General features: G+C 30.3%; 16 protein-coding genes and 1 pseudogene. 11 read left to right on the top strand and 6 right to left on the bottom strand.

Translation table 11 applies throughout. From position 1 onward, the window contains the following. The first annotated feature begins 3 nt into the window (after positions 1-3). The 7 genes and pseudogenes from aroE (at position 4) to ACSYT2_RS14385 (ending at position 6,153) form a co-directional block, all read left to right on the top strand. Positions 4-813, top strand: a complete 810-nt coding sequence (gene aroE / locus ACSYT2_RS14415; RefSeq protein WP_438385078.1) for a shikimate dehydrogenase — start codon at positions 4-6, stop codon at positions 811-813. A 49-nt stretch (positions 814-862) separates the two neighbouring features. Then, the gene (locus ACSYT2_RS14410) at positions 863-1,381 is read left to right on the top strand and encodes a shikimate kinase (RefSeq protein WP_430856846.1); all 519 of its coding nucleotides are present in this window, start codon (positions 863-865) and stop codon (positions 1,379-1,381) included. A 6-nt stretch (positions 1,382-1,387) separates the two neighbouring features. Continuing rightward, a complete protein-coding gene (gene aroQ, locus ACSYT2_RS14405) occupies positions 1,388-1,822 on the top strand; it encodes a type II 3-dehydroquinate dehydratase (protein WP_438385077.1) in 435 nt (144 codons plus the stop codon). A gap of 147 nt (positions 1,823-1,969) precedes the next feature. Further along, complete coding sequence (aroF, locus tag ACSYT2_RS14400) at positions 1,970-2,983, top strand: 3-deoxy-7-phosphoheptulonate synthase (RefSeq protein ID WP_430856844.1); 1,014 nt, start codon at positions 1,970-1,972, stop codon at positions 2,981-2,983. An 11-nt stretch (positions 2,984-2,994) separates the two neighbouring features. After that, complete coding sequence (locus ACSYT2_RS14395) at positions 2,995-3,831, top strand: prephenate dehydrogenase (protein WP_438385076.1); 837 nt, start codon at positions 2,995-2,997, stop codon at positions 3,829-3,831. A gap of 198 nt (positions 3,832-4,029) precedes the next feature. Then, a pseudogene (locus ACSYT2_RS14390) lies at positions 4,030-4,721 on the top strand (TIGR01906 family membrane protein). A gap of 91 nt (positions 4,722-4,812) precedes the next feature. Then, complete coding sequence (locus ACSYT2_RS14385) at positions 4,813-6,153, top strand: GTP pyrophosphokinase (RefSeq protein ID WP_438385075.1); 1,341 nt, start codon at positions 4,813-4,815, stop codon at positions 6,151-6,153. Between the two features lie 91 nt (positions 6,154-6,244). On the opposite strand, the gene ACSYT2_RS14380 is transcribed toward ACSYT2_RS14385, so the two are convergent. Next, positions 6,245-6,787, bottom strand: a complete 543-nt coding sequence (locus tag ACSYT2_RS14380; protein WP_430856840.1) for a class IV adenylate cyclase — start codon at positions 6,785-6,787, stop codon at positions 6,245-6,247. Positions 6,788-7,001: 214 nt separating this feature from the next. Between ACSYT2_RS14380 and deoD the strand changes: the two genes are divergently transcribed. From deoD to ACSYT2_RS14360, 4 genes are all read left to right on the top strand, one after another. Next, complete coding sequence (gene deoD / locus ACSYT2_RS14375) at positions 7,002-7,706, top strand: purine-nucleoside phosphorylase (protein WP_438385074.1); 705 nt, start codon at positions 7,002-7,004, stop codon at positions 7,704-7,706. A gap of 113 nt (positions 7,707-7,819) precedes the next feature. Next, positions 7,820-8,584, top strand: a complete 765-nt coding sequence (gene srtB / locus ACSYT2_RS14370) for a class B sortase (protein ID WP_438385073.1) — start codon at positions 7,820-7,822, stop codon at positions 8,582-8,584. A gap of 188 nt (positions 8,585-8,772) precedes the next feature. Continuing rightward, a complete protein-coding gene (locus tag ACSYT2_RS14365) occupies positions 8,773-10,365 on the top strand; it encodes a Na/Pi cotransporter family protein (protein WP_438385103.1) in 1,593 nt (530 codons plus the stop codon). 131 nt (positions 10,366-10,496) lie between these two features. After that, complete coding sequence (locus ACSYT2_RS14360) at positions 10,497-11,552, top strand: nucleoid-associated protein (RefSeq protein WP_430856837.1); 1,056 nt, start codon at positions 10,497-10,499, stop codon at positions 11,550-11,552. Between the two features lie 86 nt (positions 11,553-11,638). Here the strand turns inward: ACSYT2_RS14360 and ACSYT2_RS14355 are convergent, their stop codons facing one another. The 5 genes from ACSYT2_RS14355 to argB form a co-directional block, all read right to left on the bottom strand. Continuing rightward, on the bottom strand, positions 11,639-12,109 hold the full coding sequence (locus tag ACSYT2_RS14355; RefSeq protein ID WP_430856836.1) for a hypothetical protein: 471 nt from the start codon (positions 12,107-12,109) through the stop codon (positions 11,639-11,641). A 143-nt stretch (positions 12,110-12,252) separates the two neighbouring features. After that, positions 12,253-13,116 carry a class II fructose-1,6-bisphosphate aldolase gene (gene fba, locus ACSYT2_RS14350; protein ID WP_430856835.1) on the bottom strand — a complete coding sequence of 288 codons (864 nt, stop codon included), beginning with the start codon at positions 13,114-13,116 and terminating at the stop codon, positions 12,253-12,255. Positions 13,117-13,244: 128 nt separating this feature from the next. After that, positions 13,245-14,171 carry an ornithine carbamoyltransferase gene (gene argF / locus ACSYT2_RS14345; RefSeq protein WP_430856833.1) on the bottom strand — a complete coding sequence of 309 codons (927 nt, stop codon included), beginning with the start codon at positions 14,169-14,171 and terminating at the stop codon, positions 13,245-13,247. Positions 14,172-14,193: 22 nt separating this feature from the next. Then, entirely contained in the window at positions 14,194-15,345 is a 1,152-nt protein-coding gene (locus ACSYT2_RS14340; protein WP_438385072.1) for an aspartate aminotransferase family protein, read from the bottom strand. An 11-nt stretch (positions 15,346-15,356) separates the two neighbouring features. After that, positions 15,357-16,211, bottom strand: coding sequence for an acetylglutamate kinase (argB, locus tag ACSYT2_RS14335; RefSeq protein WP_430856831.1), 855 nt, complete (start codon positions 16,209-16,211; stop codon positions 15,357-15,359). Positions 16,212-16,216 lie beyond the last annotated feature (5 nt).

Here is a 16,216-nt window from a genome sequence, read left to right as displayed (position 1 = left end):
AATATGGATTTTTATGGTGTAGTAGGAGAAAAGCTATCACATAGTCTTTCACCAAGGATTAATAATAGATTATTTGAACTTTTAGGCATAGAAGCTGCCTATAAATCATTTGAAATACCTAAAAATGATATTTCGAAACTAGGAGATTCATTAAAGTTACTAGGAATAAAAGGGGTTAATGTAACTATTCCGTATAAACAAGAAGTTTTGAAAGATCTTGATTTTATAGCACCAGAGGCTAAGGCTATTGGGGCTGTTAATACTATATTACTTAAAGATAGCAAGTTATATGGTTATAATTCAGATTATTATGGATTTGGTAGTATGCTAAAGAATAGTAATATTGAAGTAAAAGGGAATATTGCTGTAGTACTTGGAGCAGGGGGAGCAGCTAAGGCAGTAATGGCTTATCTTTTTGATGAAGGAGTTAAAGAAATTTATTTAGTAAGTAGAGATAAGACATCTAATGTAGATGTTGATAATAGAGCTATAAGAATAGATTATGATGATTTAAAGAATATAAGTGGAGATATATTAGTAAATACCACACCAGTTGGCATGTATCCTAATGTAGGCAAATCTCCAGTATCAGAGGAAGTAATAGATAAGTTTAAAGCTTTAATAGATCTGATTTATAATCCACAGTGGACAGAATTTTTAAGGATTGGAAAAAGCTTTGGAAAGAAAACCTGTGGAGGTTTATATATGTTAGTTGGTCAAGCTATAAAGTCTCAAGAAATATGGCAAAATCAAGATATTGGTAAAGGGGTTTTAAATAAAATTTATGAAGAACTTGAAAAGGAATTTAGCTAATATTAAATAAATAGATTATTAAATATAACTAGTTAAGGGGGTGTAGAGATTGGTAAAAGCCTTAAAGGATAAGGTTGTTTTAATAGGGATGCCAGGATGTGGCAAAACGACTATAGGAAAAGTCCTAGCTAAGGAACTAAACTACAATTTCTACGATATGGATTCTTATATTGAGGAGATATCAGAAAAGACTGTAAAAGAACTTTTTGTTGATGGGGAAGAAGTATTTAGAGCTTGGGAAACAAAAGCTTGTGAGGAACTTTCAAAAAAGAAGAGAGCAATTATTTCATCTGGTGGAGGAGTTATTAAAAAGTGTATAAATACAGAGATACTTAGAAAAGAAGGAATTATACTTTTTATAGACAGGCCAATAGAGATGATATTAGAAGATGTAGATGTTAATTCAAGACCATTATTAAATGGTGGGAAAGAAAAGATTTATGAATTATATGATGAGAGGTATGAATTATATAATGCTGCAGCAGATGAAGTTATTGCTAATGAAGGTTTTTTAAGAGATACAATAGACGATGCAATTAAAACCCTTAAGAATAAAATTAAGGAGTAATGGGATATGAAGCTAATGGTTATAAATGGCCCTAACTTAAATATGCTAGGGGTCAGAGAAAAAAGTATATATGGAACAAAGAATTATGAAGATGTATGTAAGTACATTCATGAAGAGGGAAGTAAAAGAGGCCACGATATAACTCTTCTTCAAAGCAATATTGAGGGAGAAATAATTAACTATATTCAAAAAGCGTATTTTGAAAAATATGAAGGAATTATTATAAATCCAGGAGCCTATACCCATTATAGTTATGCAATTCATGATGCTATAAAAGGTAATGATATACCAACAGTTGAAATTCATTTATCTAATATTCATGCAAGAGAAGAGTTTAGAAAAGTTTCAGTAACAGCTCCAGCATGTATTGGACAAATATCTGGCTTTGGAGAGTTTGGATATATAATGGCAATGGATGCTATAAGTAAGGTTAATAAGTAAAAGTTAAGTGGTATTCACAGAAAAATATCTGTGATAGTAGGATAGTAGGATTGTTTAGTTACCTTTGTGGGATTATAATCTATGATAGATTATAAATTTTATAGCAAAGGTGGTAATAAATATTTGATTAGTACAGGAGGAATAGAAATGATAATTATAATGAACCATAAGTGTGGGGAAGAACAAGTAAACAAAGTTAAAAATATAGTAGAGGGTAAGGGATTACAAACAAACTTATCGAAAGGATCTACTAATTTTATAATAGGGTGTATTGGAGATACTTCAATACTAGATCCAGACAAGCTTTTAAGAGTAGATGGTGTTGAGAAAGTATTAAAAGTTCAAGAACCATTCAAAAAGGCAAATAAATTATTTAGACCAGATCCGACTATAGTAAATGTAGATGGAACTAAGATTGGTGGAACTAAATTAGGAATAATGGCAGGTCCATGTTCAGTAGAAAGTGAAGAACAAATTATAGAAGTTGCTGAAAAAGTAAAGGCTGCCGGTGCTAACTTCTTAAGAGGTGGGGCATTTAAACCAAGAACATCACCCTATAGTTTCCAAGGATTAGAGCTTGAAGGGCTACAATTATTGAAGCTTGCAAAAAGAGAAACAGGGTTACCAATAGTTACGGAAATAATGTCAACAGATTATATTGATGATTTTGTTGAAAATGTAGATGTTATCCAAATTGGTGCAAGAAATATGCAAAATTTTGATTTATTAAAACAAATTGGTAGAACTAATAAGCCTATACTTTTAAAGAGAGGTTTATCAGCAACTATAGAAGAATGGTTAATGTCAGCTGAATACATAATGGCTGGTGGAAACGAAAATGTAATTCTTTGTGAAAGAGGGATAAGAACTTTTGAGACTTACACAAGAAATACATTAGACTTAAGCGCTATTCCAGTAGTAAAGAGATTATCTCATTTACCTGTTATAGTTGATCCAAGTCATGCGGCTGGATACTGGTATCTTGTAGAACCATTAGCTAAAGCTGCTATAATGGCAGGTGCTGATGGATTAATGATAGAAGTGCATAATGATCCAGAAAATGCTTTAAGCGATGGTCAACAATCTATTAAACCAGAAAGCTTTAAGACATTAATGGATAAGATTAAGGTATTAGCTAAAATGGAAGGGAAAGAAATATAGGGGGATAATAGATGAATATTGTTATTGTAGGCCTTGGGGTAATCGGTGGGTCATTTGCAATGGCACTTAAAGAAGCAGGATATACCAATGTTTTTGGTGTAGATGTGGATGAGAGTACTTTAATAAAAGCAAAGGATCTTGGTATTATTAAAGACGGTTGTACTACAGGTGAGAAGTTTTTTAGAGAAGCGGACTTAACTATTCTTTCTATATACCCTAAATTAGTTATAGATTTTGTGGAGAGAAATAAAGAAAACTTTAAAAAGGGTTCTGTTATTACTGATGCCACTGGTATAAAGTGTATGTTCATTGAGGATATAGTAAATATATTACCCAAAGACATAGATTTTGTATTTGGCCATCCTATGGCTGGAAGAGAAAAAAAGGGAATTGATTTTGCAACAAATAAAGTATTTAAAGGTGCTAATTATATAATTACTCCTATTGAGGGAAATAAAGAAGAAAATATTAAGATGATTGAAGAAATAGCTCTTAATATAGGTTTTAGAAGAGTTAGGAGGATTACTCCAGAGCTACATGATGAAATGATAGGATTTACATCTCAACTTCCTCATACAATGGCTGTAGCCTTAATAAATAGTGATGAAGAAGGAAGAGATACAGGAAGTTTTATTGGAGATAGCTATAGAGATTTAACTCGTATTGCAAATATTAATGAAGAACTTTGGAGTGAACTTTTCCTGGGAAATAAGCATAATTTGTTGAAAGCAATCAATAATTTTGAGTTAGAACTAGATTTAATAAAAAAAGCAATATATGAAGACGATAAAGAAACTTTAGTGAAGTTTTTTAGAAAGTCTTCAAAGAGAAGAGAGAAATTAGACTAGAAAATATATGGGGTGTCGTATTACGACATCCCATATTTTTTCATATTTCTTTGGAATAGAAGTAGTATGTATATATGATTTAAATATATATGGAGCAAAAAAGTTCTCTATTACTAAAGAAAAATGTTGAAAAATATGTCTAGAATGTATTTTTGGTATAATATAGTATAGAGAAAGTTATTTATTAAGGAGAAGAGAATGAAATTTATATACAAACATAAAATAATGGATAGATGTATACAAATAGCTTTACCAGTAATTTTAGCATTATTTATTATACTAGCATCAGTTAAAATAACATTAGCATTTAAACCACTATATTACTTTGATATAGAATACTTAAATATAGTAGATAAAAGTGGGTATAATAAAGATGAGATAGAAGAAAATTATAATTATATGGTAGATTATCTATTAAGCTATAGTAAAGAGTATAGAGAATTTAAATTACCAACAATCGGATTTTCAGATGAGGGACAAGCCCATTTTGAAGATGTAAAAAAATATTTATTGGAGTGGATATTTTATTAATAATCACAGGGATACTGGGTTTTATTGGAATTATGATGAGCAAAAGAAGAGGGCAAGCTAACTATTTAAAGTATACATCAATATCATTAATAACTTTACCTATAGTAATAATGGGCTTTTTAGCTGTAGATTTTGATAAAGCATTTATATTATTCCATAAAGTATTCTTTAGAAATGATAATTGGTTATTTAATCCAAGGATAGATCCAATTATTAATATACTACCTCAAGATTTCTTTATGCATACTGCATTTATGATATTAATTATTATTGGGTTAAGTAGTATTATTTTTATGGTAATATATAAAATAATATTAAGAAAGCCTATCAAAACAGCATATGAAATACACAATCAATAGAGTTGTAAAGATTTATTTATGTAGGCTATGACACAATGTTGCCATAGTCTTATGTTATAATTTCAAATAATTAAAATCTGAGAGGATGATAATGATGACATTAAAAATGTTTGGATTTATAGATGAAATAATTTCAGAGTTAGAAAAAAATAGGGGATTTTTTGAAGATGTTAGTGAGGAAATTGAAGGATATTTTGAAGGTCTTGTTAAAGGTAAATGCGAAGGATATATAAATATTAGTACTAGGGTTAAATCAAGTAGTAGTTTGAAGGAAAAAATTATAAGGAATAATTATTATAATAAAAATCTATCGCCAAGAGAATTAATTTATGGTCTTTCTGATTTAATTGGGGTTAGAATAGAATGTAGATTTATTAAAGATGAAGAGGACTTATACCAAATAGTAAAGAATCACTTTGAACTAGTTAATAAAAATGATGACAGGATAATTCTTGATGTAAAAGGGATTCAACCTCAAAAACAAAAAAATGGGTACGATATATATAGGATAGATGGGTACTACAAGTATGATAGTATTAAAGTTCCTTTTGAACTTCAAATAAAGTCGTTGGTAGATGTGTTTTGGGGGGAAATAGAGCATAAAATTATATACAAGAATAATTCATATAGATTAATGGACTCATATTTAAAAGATACTATGAATTCAATAAAAAAGAATTTAATCATGATAGATAATCAATTATATGAAACATATAATCAATTTAATGAGAAAGGTAAAAATTTATATTCAGAAAGCAAAAGTAAATTTGAAATGATTTTGTCAAAAATTATTTATGATGCATATGCCTTAAAGATGAAAAATGCAATAGGGTTTGTAGTAGATTTTAAAAAACTTTGCGATACAATAATTAAATATTTTCTTAGAAATGAAGAGGCCTATGGGGATATGTTGATTATGACTCTTGAAAGATTAGATGAAATCAAGGAAATTGATACTAAGTTTGATGAAGAAATTAAATTTGAAAGAGATATAAATTTTAAAGATGATTTTTGTGAGAAAGTTGGTAAAACAATTTTAAAGTCTATAAATGAAGATTTTCAATGGAATTTGTTCTTTAGAATAATATTTGAAATTGAAGTGAAAAATAATGCAGAGGATTTTGAAGCTTTTATTGAATTCTATAGAGATAATTTTTCAAGGAACAGTAGTTTCTTAAAATTAAACTCAACCTTTGGAATTAATGAAGGTATGATGATAAAAAATGAATTTATGAATATAATTTCAACTGCCTTTGTAGATGGAAATTCAATTAATTTTGTTATTGATAATAATATAAAAAATATAAATCATATAATTAGTAATGAAATAGATAAAATTTGTAATAATATAGAATCCTATGAAGAGTGGGAAAGTAAGAAGGATATTTATTTAAAAAAGATTTACTTTGATATTTTAGAAAAAAATAAGTAGTTAAGTTACGTATATAAACAAAAAATATATGTAATAGAATATATGGTTTAAAAAAGCTATCAGTATATACTGATAGCTTTTTTATATGATTTTATACAGAATTTTTATTTTCTTCGATTAATTCATATATTGTTTTAGAAGTAGTATCATCCATAGTGTATCCAAGCAAATTAACTACTCTTTCTAGTTTCTCTTCAGAATCAGTTTCAATTTCTATATAAGGAAATGGACAGAAGTTTGTATCATTTATATCTATTTCTACAAGGCCATCTTCTAGCTGATAACTTTCTCTATATTTCTTTACAGAATGATTAAGTTTTAAGCCAAGGGCTGCAAAAATACCTTCAGCAGCTTTTTTATCATCTACTAAAACTTCATTCTCTTCCATTTCTTTAAATTTCTCTTGAGAAATCATCTTCTTTGTAGTCATATAGATTATTTCTTTATTATGAATTAAATCTTCAATTGTTCTTATTCTAGCATAACCTTTTGCTGATAGAAGTCTGCAATCTTCAAAGTCATATATATCATTTACTTGATTTTCTTCTTTAACTTTTTTGCCACCCTTTTCAATAAGAGTCTTTCTTATGTTAGCAACATCAATTTTAATTATTCGAGTTTCTAATTCCTTCATTTCAATCTCTCCAATTATTTAGTATTTAATTAATTTATTATACCATAGGTAAATATTTTTTGTTTTGTAAATATGTTGTCTAGAATTAATATAATTATACTCAATCAAAGAAAGTATAAATTATAAATCATCAAAAATAATTCAGCTTAATATTCATTTACTAATAGGATATAATATATGTATAAAAGGAAATGATATGAGGAGGCGAATCACAATGGCAAAACATCTACACATAATGGCCGAAGAAGGAGCAATAGCTGAAACAGTTTTATTACCAGGAGATCCACTAAGAGCAAAATTTATTGCAGAAAACTATTTGGAAAAACCAGTCTGCTATAATAATGTAAGAGGAATGTATGGTTATACAGGAACTTACAAGGGAAAAAGAATTTCAGTACAAGGAACAGGTATGGGATTACCATCTCACTCTATCTATGTTAATGAATTGATTAGATTCTATGGGGCAAAAAGATTAATAAGAATTGGATCAGCTGGTTCAATGAATGAAGATGTTAATGTTAGAGATATAGTATTAGCACAAAGCGCATCAACAAATTCAGGAATCAATAAAAGAAGATTCCATGGTATGGATTATGCACCTACAGCTAATTTTGATTTATTATATAAGGCTTATAATATTGCATTAAATAAGGGTTCAAATGTTAAAGTAGGTAGTGTATTATCCTCTGATTTATTCTATGATGATACAGATGTATCAATTAAGTTATGGGCTGACTATGGATGCTTAGCAGTTGAAATGGAGTCAGCGGAGCTATATACATTGGCAGCTAAGTATGGAGTAGAGGCTTTATCAATACTTACTATTTCTGATCATATATTTAAAGGGGAAGAGACCACTCCAGGAGAAAGACAAGAAAGTTTTACTGAAATGATGGAGATTGCGTTAGAATTAGGTTAATAAATAACTATATAGATATTAAAATGAAATTATGTAATATACTAATGGTGTGGAGTAATTCTCCTCACTATTTAAGATGAAAATATGTACAAGGTTAAAAGAGGGAGGTAGGAATGAAGGATAGTAAAGTATCAATAAAGGAGATTATAAGAAGAATTATTTTTGTAGTTGCATTAGTTGTATTTATAGTCTCAGCATTTAAAATACTAACTATTTTTAATGAATATAGAAAGAATTCCAAGAGTTATAAAGAAGTTCAAGAGTTTGCACCAGAGGTTGTAGTTGATGAAGGTACTGGTGAGGAGCAATTTGTATTTAATCAAGAAGACTATGACAAACTGTTTGCTATAAATAATGAGTTTAAGGGATGGATTAGAGTTCCTAATACAAAAGTTAACTACCCTGTAGTACAAGCTGTAGATAATGACTACTATTTAACTCATAATTTCAAAAAAGAAGTGAATGATGGAGGAGCAATTTTCTTAACTTATGAAAATAAAGCTCCATTTGAAGAGAGGAATACAATTATCCATGGTCATCATATGAAGGATGGCAGTATGTTTGCATCCCTTGAAGAGTTAAAGGATGAAACATTTTTCAGAGCAAATAATAGGGTGTATATAAACACAAGAGATGAAGTATTAGAGTATGAGATATTCTCTGTATACGCTGTAACGGCCAATGTAGATCCATATAGAGATGGATTTTCTTCAGATGAAGATTATATTAACTATTTAAACTCATTAAAAGGAAAATCTATGTTTAATGTAGATATGCCAGAGTTTAATAAAGATGATAAGATTATTACCTTATCAACATGTACCTATGAGATAGAAGATGGAAGATTATTAGTACATGGAAGGTTAGTTAAAAAGTAAGAATATAGGAAAAATATAAGAAACTAATGGTTATTATAATCATTAGTTTCTTTTGTTTTAACTTTATTGAAACGTAGTGTTAAAAATATGTTAAAAACCACACAATATGAATAATTCGTTATAAAATTTAAATGCAAGTTAAGATTATGTTACTAAATTGTTATGAAGGAGAGATATTTTTGGATACCATGAACATATTGATTCAAGTTATAGGTGGTTTAGGATTATTCCTATTTGGAATGAAGTTAATGGGAGACGGGTTAGAGAATGCAGCTGGGGATAAACTTAAGGGTATTCTAGAGAAAGTAACTAGTAATAAGTACATAGGAGTTTTGGTAGGAGCAATTGTAACAGCAGTTATCCAAAGTTCAAGTGCTACTACAGTTATGGTTGTTAGCTTTGTAAATGCTGGGCTTATGTCATTGATGCAAGCAGCAGGAGTTATAATGGGAGCTAACATAGGAACTACAATAACAGCACAAATGGTATCATTTAAATTAGATGCTATTGCGCCATTATTTATAGGAATAGGTGCTATTGCGTTATTAATAGTAAAGAAAAAAAGATCTAAAGATATAGCATCTATAGCTTTAGGATTTGGTATATTATTTATGGGTATGGGAGTTATGTCTAGTGCATTACAACCTATATCAGAGTCAGGAGCATTTAAGCAAGTAATTGAAGTAATAGGTGATAATAGAATATTAGGAGTATTAGCAGGTCTTGGAATGACTGCAATAGTTCAAAGTTCATCAGCTACAACTGGTATTTTGGTAGCATTAGCAACTACAGGGTCAATTAATATGGGTGTTGCATTACCAATTATATTTGGATGTAATATAGGTACTTGCGTTACAGCCTTATTAGCTTCAGCAGGAGCTAACAGAACTGCAAAGAAGGCAGCACTAGTACATCTATTCTTTAATGTTATAGGAGTAATTATTTTCTTACCATTTATGAATCCTCTTATATCATTAATAGAAAAGACTAATCCTATAGATGTAGCAAGACAGGTGGCAAATGCACATACAATCTTTAATGTTACTGTTACAATAGTATTGTTACCAGTTGCTAAATATCTTGTATTATTGGTTAATAAGATATTACCGGGTGGAGATGTTGTTGAAACAGAGGGAGCGATGTACCTAGATAAGAAATTATTGGATACTCCAATGATTGCGATTGGACAAGTATTCAAAGAAACTGTGAGAATGGGTGATATAGCTAAGGCTAATATAGAATCAGCTATGAAAGCATTCTTAGAAGATAATGAAGAGGCAATGAAGAGCGTTTTTAATCGTGAGAAGATTATAAATAATTTAGAAAGAGAAATTACAGATTATTTAGTTCAATTATCTGGATATGATTTACCAGATAATGATAGTAAATTATTAAGTGTTACTTTCCATGTTATTAATGATATCGAAAGAATTGGAGATCATGCTAAGAATATTGTAGAGCTTGCAGAAGAGAAGATTAATAATCATTTATCTATTGGAAGTGAAGCTAAAGAAGAATTAATAAACATGTATAATGAAACATTAGATGCCCTTAATCTTGCTTTAGAATGTTATGGAAATAATGATATTGCAGGTGCTAGAAATATAAAAGAAATAGAAATGAAGATAAATAGGTATGAAAAAGAATTAAAAGAAAATAATATTAGAAGGTTAAATGAAAGATCTTGTTCAGCAAATATAAGTACTATATTCTTAGATTTAATTAGTAACTTAGAGAGAATAGGAGACCATGCAACTAATATTGCAGAAACAGTAGTTTAAAATAAATAATGAGCCAATATGTAAAAGTATTGGCTCATTATTTTTTTGCAGAAAACTAAGATAGTTAATCTTGTTAATATAATTATTCATTGTTAGAATGGTATGAGGTAATAATTTTAGAGGTGAAATGAATGGATTATATTAGTGATATAAATGTAAATGAATCAATTATTCATATATTAGACAATAATAGTGCTGAACCAATATTGAATGAATATAAGTTAGATTTAGATGAGGATACATATAAGTTTTTATTTAAACATATGGAAAAATGCTTAAAGGATGAAGAGCTAAAGTATGCTCAGTTTAATTCTGAAAGAAATATAGTTAAGGAAATAGTTCAAGACTATCTAAATGGAATAGATGATGATTTAATAGGTCTTTCTAAGGAATTAGCAAGACAGTTATTTATGATACTTAAAGGAAACGTAAATATACCATCTTGTGATTTGGTAGTATCATCAATAATAACAGATCAGGGCCCAATGATAGCAATTCTAAAAATGGATTATGTAAAGAACTTTACCCATCAAGTTGAGTTTGTTGAAAATAAAATAGATATAGGAATAGTACCACAAGCAGCAGGTCTTCCAGGCAGTAGTCAGAAGATCCAAAAGGCTGCCTTTATAAAGCCGATAAGAGAAGATGATAGCTATAACCTAATGGTCTTAGATAAGCAAAAGAAGAGTAAGGAAGAAGATGAATATGGAGCTAATTACTTTATTAATAGCTTTCTTGGATGTACTATAATAACCAATGAAAGGGATATGACTAAAACTTTCTTAAAGGCTACAGAGAATTGGACTAGGAAAAACTTTGCTAATGATGCTGTAAAAGCTGAGACTATTAGGACAGCAGTTAAAGGTAAACTGAAAGAAGAAGATATGGTTAACATAGATGAACTTTCAGAGGAACTATTTAATCAGGAGCTATTTAGTGGTGAACCTCAAGCTAAGGAAGAGTTTACAAACTTCGTAAAGTCTCATGGTTTAAGTGAAGATGTTCAAGTAGATAAAGCATGGGTAGAAAAAAAGTTAAAGAGAGTAAGATTGAAGATTGATAAAACAATAGATCTTTATATAGATGAAGAAACTTATCATGATGATAGTAAGTTTGAGATCCAACGAAATGGAGATGGAAGTATTAATATGGTAATCAAACATGTTATGAATTATATTGAGAAATAGTTTTGAAATTAAATAAGTATAATTAAATAAGAAAAAATCTTGGGGAATTTACCCCCAAGATTTTTTTGGTATTATGACATGTAATACTAATATATAATTGAATAAAGTATAGTTTGTCCCAAATAGAATAGTACTGGATATAAATAAGTTGTTCCACCAATTGAACCTATTTTAGATAATAAAGCAACTTCATCTAGCCCAGGGTTCTGCATTTTCAACTTAGAGATCTCTCTTTCAGCATTCATAAGGAATATATTTGTACCAAATAGTCCCATTAAAATAAGTATTGATAAAGAGATTATTGGACTAACTAGGAAAGGCACTATAGTCATTAATGCAAAATTAACTGCAAAAAGAATTAATGAAGGAATAATAGCCTTTCTAAACATTAACCAATACATTCCTATAAAGAAAGAAGGCCAACTCCAGTTTGGGGAATTTGGATTCTCCATAAATTTGTTTAGGGTTTTAGTATAGAAAGGAGTATATGCTTTTTCACCAATATAAGCTTCTAACTCCATTCTAGATATGGTTTTATTTCTCTTGAAAATATTCATTATCTTTTGTACCTCCAATTTAGATTGGTATATAAGATGATTATAAAATACATATGCATTAAGAGTCAATCTAAATGAATTAAAATTCATTAAAAATCAAAAAAAGAGAGATGAATTAATCATCTCTCTCTTAAATGCTTAAATTAAGCCTTGTTTACTGAACCGAAAAGTTCCATCTTTTCTTTAACAGTAGCCTTGATAGCTTCGAAACCAGGAGCAAGAAGTTTTCTTGGGTCAAATCCCTTACCTTCTAAATCCTTACCAGCTTCGATGTACTTTCTTGTAGCTTCTGCGAATGATAATTGACATTCAGTGTTAACGTTGATCTTAGCAACTCCTAATGATATAGCCTTTTTGATCATATCTTCAGGAATTCCAGTACCACCGTGAAGTACTAATGGAGTTTCTCCAACAGCGTCTTTGATGCTTGATAAAGCATCAAAAGCTAATCCAGCCCAGTTTTCAGGGTATTGTCCATGGATATTTCCGATACCAGCAGCTAACATTGTAACTCCTAGTTCAGCAATTTGCTTACACTCAGCAGTATCAGCTATTTCACCAGCTCCTACTACTCCGTCTTCTTCTCCACCTATTGAACCAACTTCACATTCAACAGAGATTCCCTTAGCAAAAGCATCTTTGATGATTTGCTTACTCTTTTCAATGTTTTCGTCGATTGCATAGTGTGAACCATCGAACATTACTGATGAGAAACCAGCTTCGATACATTTGTAAGCTCCGTCAAAGCTACCGTGGTCTAAGTGAAGAGCAACAGGAACAGTAATGTTTAATCCTTTGATTAATCCATTAACCATACCAACTACTGCATCGTAGCCACCCATATACTTTCCAGCACCTTCAGATACTCCTAAGATAACTGGTGAATTATTCTCTTGTGCAGTTAATAAAATGGCTTTTGTCCATTCTAAGTTATTGATGTTAAATTGACCAACAGCATATTTACCGTCTCTAGCCTTGTTTAACATTTCTTTAGCTGAAACTAACATAACATGACCTCCAATAATATGAATTTTATAAAACTTAAGGGTGATAAATATACGAATATATATTTCCCCCTCTTATGGATATTATAACTTTTATTTGTACAAAAGGAAACCAATTTATGAAAATTTTCTTAGCCCATTTTCATAAGTTTAACTAAAACAGCTTTTTGCGCATGAAGTCTATTTTCAGATTCATCAAAAATTTCAGCAGCGTGATCCTCTAAAACATCAGCTGTTATTTCCTCACCTCTGTGAGCTGGTAAGCAGTGAAGCACAAGAGCATTAGGTTTAGCTAATGACAGAAGCTCTTTATTTATTTGATATCCTACAAAGGCTTCCTTCCTTTCTTTAGCCTCTTCTTCTTGTCCCATGCTTGCCCAAACATCAGTAATTATTACATCAGCATTCTTAACTGCCTCGGTAGGAGAGTGAGTTATAGTGAAATTAGTTCCTTCTAGAGCAGCAAGTTCATCTCCTCTTTTAAGATAGTTATCTTTAGGCATATAACCTTCAGGACAAGCAACTGAAATATTCATTCCAATCTTAAGTGTTCCTACAATTAATGAATTAGCCATATTGTTACCATCACCAATATATGCAACATTTAATCCTTCAAGGATGTTTTTATATTCTCTAATAGTCATTAGATCAGCAAGAACTTGACAAGGATGCTCATCATCAGTTAAGCCATTAATTATAGGAATAGAAGAATATTTAGCTAAAGTTTCTACTTCTTCTTGAGAGAAGGTTCTAATCATTATACCTTGAATGAATCTAGATAATACTCTAGCAGTATCTTCTATAGGCTCACCACGTCCTATTTGAAGATCTCTACTACTCAAAAATAGAGCATTTCCTCCAAGTTGATACATACCAGCTTCAAAAGAAACTCTAGTTCTGGTAGAACTTTTTTCAAATATCATACCTAGACTTTTTCCTTTTAGAGCTTCATGTGGTATATCGTGTTTTAGTTCATATTTTAATTGGTCAGCAAGATTTAGTATATCTAAAATATCATCTTTAGATAAATCATCCATCTTTAATAAATCCTTTTTCATAAAATAGCCCCCTTGAATTATATTAACTTAAAATTTTTATTAATATATTAATACCTTCTTCGATTTCTTTGTCCCCAATAACAAGTGGTGGAAGAAGTCTAATAACATTTGGGCCAGCAGTTAAAACTAGAAGCCCATTCTCTAAAGCTGATTGTTGTACATCAGCAGAATTACCTTTAATTTGGATACCTAGCATTAAGCCATTACCTCTAACTTCTTCAATATTAGATAAATTAGAGTCATTTAATAGCTTTTTGATAAGCTCACCTTTTTTTGTTATTTCTTTATATGATTTATCATTACATAAGGTATCTAGTACAACTAATCCGCCGACGCAAGAAACGGGATTTCCACCAAAGGTAGAACCATGGTCACCAGGTTTAAATACTGAAGAAAGTTTCTCATTACAAAGGACAGCACCTATTGGAAGACCGGCACCAAGACCTTTTGCCAGTGTTACAATATCTGCTTCAACATCAAAGTGATTATAGCCAAATAACTTACCAGTTCTACATATGCCACATTGAATTTCATCAAAAATAAGAAGAATATCATTATCTTTGCATATAGACTCTACTTCTTTAACAAAGTCCTTATCTATAGGATGAACCCCGCCTTCACCTTGGATAGCTTCCATCATAATTGCACAAACATCATTAGATAGATTATTTTTTAAATCATCTACATTGTTTGCTTCAATATAATCAAAACCTTCTGGGAAAGGGAAGAAGTACTTATGAAATTTTTCTTGACCAGTGGCTTTTAGAGTTGTCATAGTCCTTCCATGGAAGGATTGTTTTAAAGTTAGAATCTTATTTCTACCCTCGCCATATTTTTCAAAACTATATTTTCTAGCTAATTTAATAGCTCCTTCATTAGCTTCAGCACCTGAGTTTGCAAAGAATACCTTGCTCATATTAGCTATCTGAGTAAGCTTATTACTAAGATCAATAGTAATAGGATTTAAAAAGATATTTGAGCAATGTTGTAGATTATGAATTTGATTTGTGATAGCAGTTGTCCATTTATCGTGGTTATAACCTAATGAGTTAACCCCAATACCACTTGTAAAATCTATATATTTTTTACCTTCTGAGTCAAAAAGGTAAGATCCTTCTCCCTTAGTGATAGCAATAGGGAGCTGAGCATAAGAGTTCATGAGTGAATTATTCATATTTATACCTCCTAATAAATCATGGTACCAATACCTTCATGAGAGAATAGTTCTAGAAGTAAAGAATGAGGAACTCTACCATCAATTATATGAGCTCGTTCAACACCCATTCTAATGGCTTCAACACAGCAATTAATCTTAGGAATCATTCCACCTTTAATTACACCTTCGAAGGATAACTTTGGTATCTGGTGTAGCCTTAATACAGATAACAGGGATGATGAATCACTAGGATTTTTTAGTACTCCAGCTACATCTGTTAATAGTACTAGCTTTTCTGCTTTTAATGCAGCAGCTATCTTAGCAGCACAAAGATCTGCATTGATGTTATAAAGTGAATTATCCTCTTCCCCTAGGGCAACACTTCCTACAACAGGAATATATCCAGCAGATAGAGCCATAGTTAACACATCAGTATTAACAGAGGTAATTTCACCTACATATCCTAGGTCAACTTCACTTTGTAGTTTTTTTGCTTTTAGTAAAGAACCATCCATTCCACATAGACCGATAGCTTTACCACCAGCTTTTTCAATTAAAGAAACAAGGTCCTTATTTACCTTTCCACCTAAGACCATTTGAACAACATCTATTGTTGTTTCATCTGTGTAACGTAAGCCGTTAATAAATTCACTTTTTTCCCCTAATCTTTCAAGGAAAGATGATATGTTAGGGCCACCACCATGAACAACTATAGGTTGGAAGCCAACGCATTTCATTAAAACTATGTCATTTATTACAGTTTCTCTTAGTTCTTCACTTATCATAGCGTTACCGCCATATTTAACAACAATAATTTTTCCATTGTATTGTTGTATATATGGTAAAGATTGAACTAAGATGTTAGCACGATCATCAAGATTCATATATT

It is taken from the genome of Clostridium zhoujianii (assembly GCF_051590805.1).
GTDB lineage: Bacteria > Bacillota > Clostridia > Clostridiales > Clostridiaceae > Clostridium.
Note: the sequence above shows the minus strand (reverse complement) of the source record. Positions and strands in the feature narration are given on the sequence as shown.

Excerpts from the sequence above, each read along its gene's own strand:
- ACSYT2_RS14380 (WP_430856840.1), bottom strand. The coding sequence starts at position 6,787 with ATGAAGGAATTAGAAACTCGAATAATTAAAATTGATGTTGCTAACATA.
- aroQ (WP_438385077.1), top strand. The coding sequence starts at position 1,388 with ATGAAGCTAATGGTTATAAATGGCCCTAACTTAAATATGCTAGGGGTC.
- ACSYT2_RS14340 (WP_438385072.1), bottom strand. The coding sequence starts at position 15,345 with ATGAATAATTCACTCATGAACTCTTATGCTCAGCTCCCTATTGCTATC.
- aroE (WP_438385078.1), top strand. The coding sequence starts at position 4 with ATGGATTTTTATGGTGTAGTAGGAGAAAAGCTATCACATAGTCTTTCA.
- ACSYT2_RS14360 (WP_430856837.1), top strand. The coding sequence starts at position 10,497 with ATGGATTATATTAGTGATATAAATGTAAATGAATCAATTATTCATATA.
- deoD (WP_438385074.1), top strand. The coding sequence starts at position 7,002 with ATGGCAAAACATCTACACATAATGGCCGAAGAAGGAGCAATAGCTGAA.
- ACSYT2_RS14355 (WP_430856836.1), bottom strand. The coding sequence starts at position 12,109 with ATGAATATTTTCAAGAGAAATAAAACCATATCTAGAATGGAGTTAGAA.
- fba (WP_430856835.1), bottom strand. The coding sequence starts at position 13,116 with ATGTTAGTTTCAGCTAAAGAAATGTTAAACAAGGCTAGAGACGGTAAA.
- ACSYT2_RS14395 (WP_438385076.1), top strand. The coding sequence starts at position 2,995 with ATGAATATTGTTATTGTAGGCCTTGGGGTAATCGGTGGGTCATTTGCA.
- ACSYT2_RS14385 (WP_438385075.1), top strand. The coding sequence starts at position 4,813 with ATGATGACATTAAAAATGTTTGGATTTATAGATGAAATAATTTCAGAG.
- srtB (WP_438385073.1), top strand. The coding sequence starts at position 7,820 with ATGAAGGATAGTAAAGTATCAATAAAGGAGATTATAAGAAGAATTATT.
- argB (WP_430856831.1), bottom strand. The coding sequence starts at position 16,211 with ATGAATCTTGATGATCGTGCTAACATCTTAGTTCAATCTTTACCATAT.
- aroF (WP_430856844.1), top strand. The coding sequence starts at position 1,970 with ATGATAATTATAATGAACCATAAGTGTGGGGAAGAACAAGTAAACAAA.
- ACSYT2_RS14365 (WP_438385103.1), top strand. The coding sequence starts at position 8,773 with ATGAACATATTGATTCAAGTTATAGGTGGTTTAGGATTATTCCTATTT.
- argF (WP_430856833.1), bottom strand. The coding sequence starts at position 14,171 with ATGAAAAAGGATTTATTAAAGATGGATGATTTATCTAAAGATGATATT.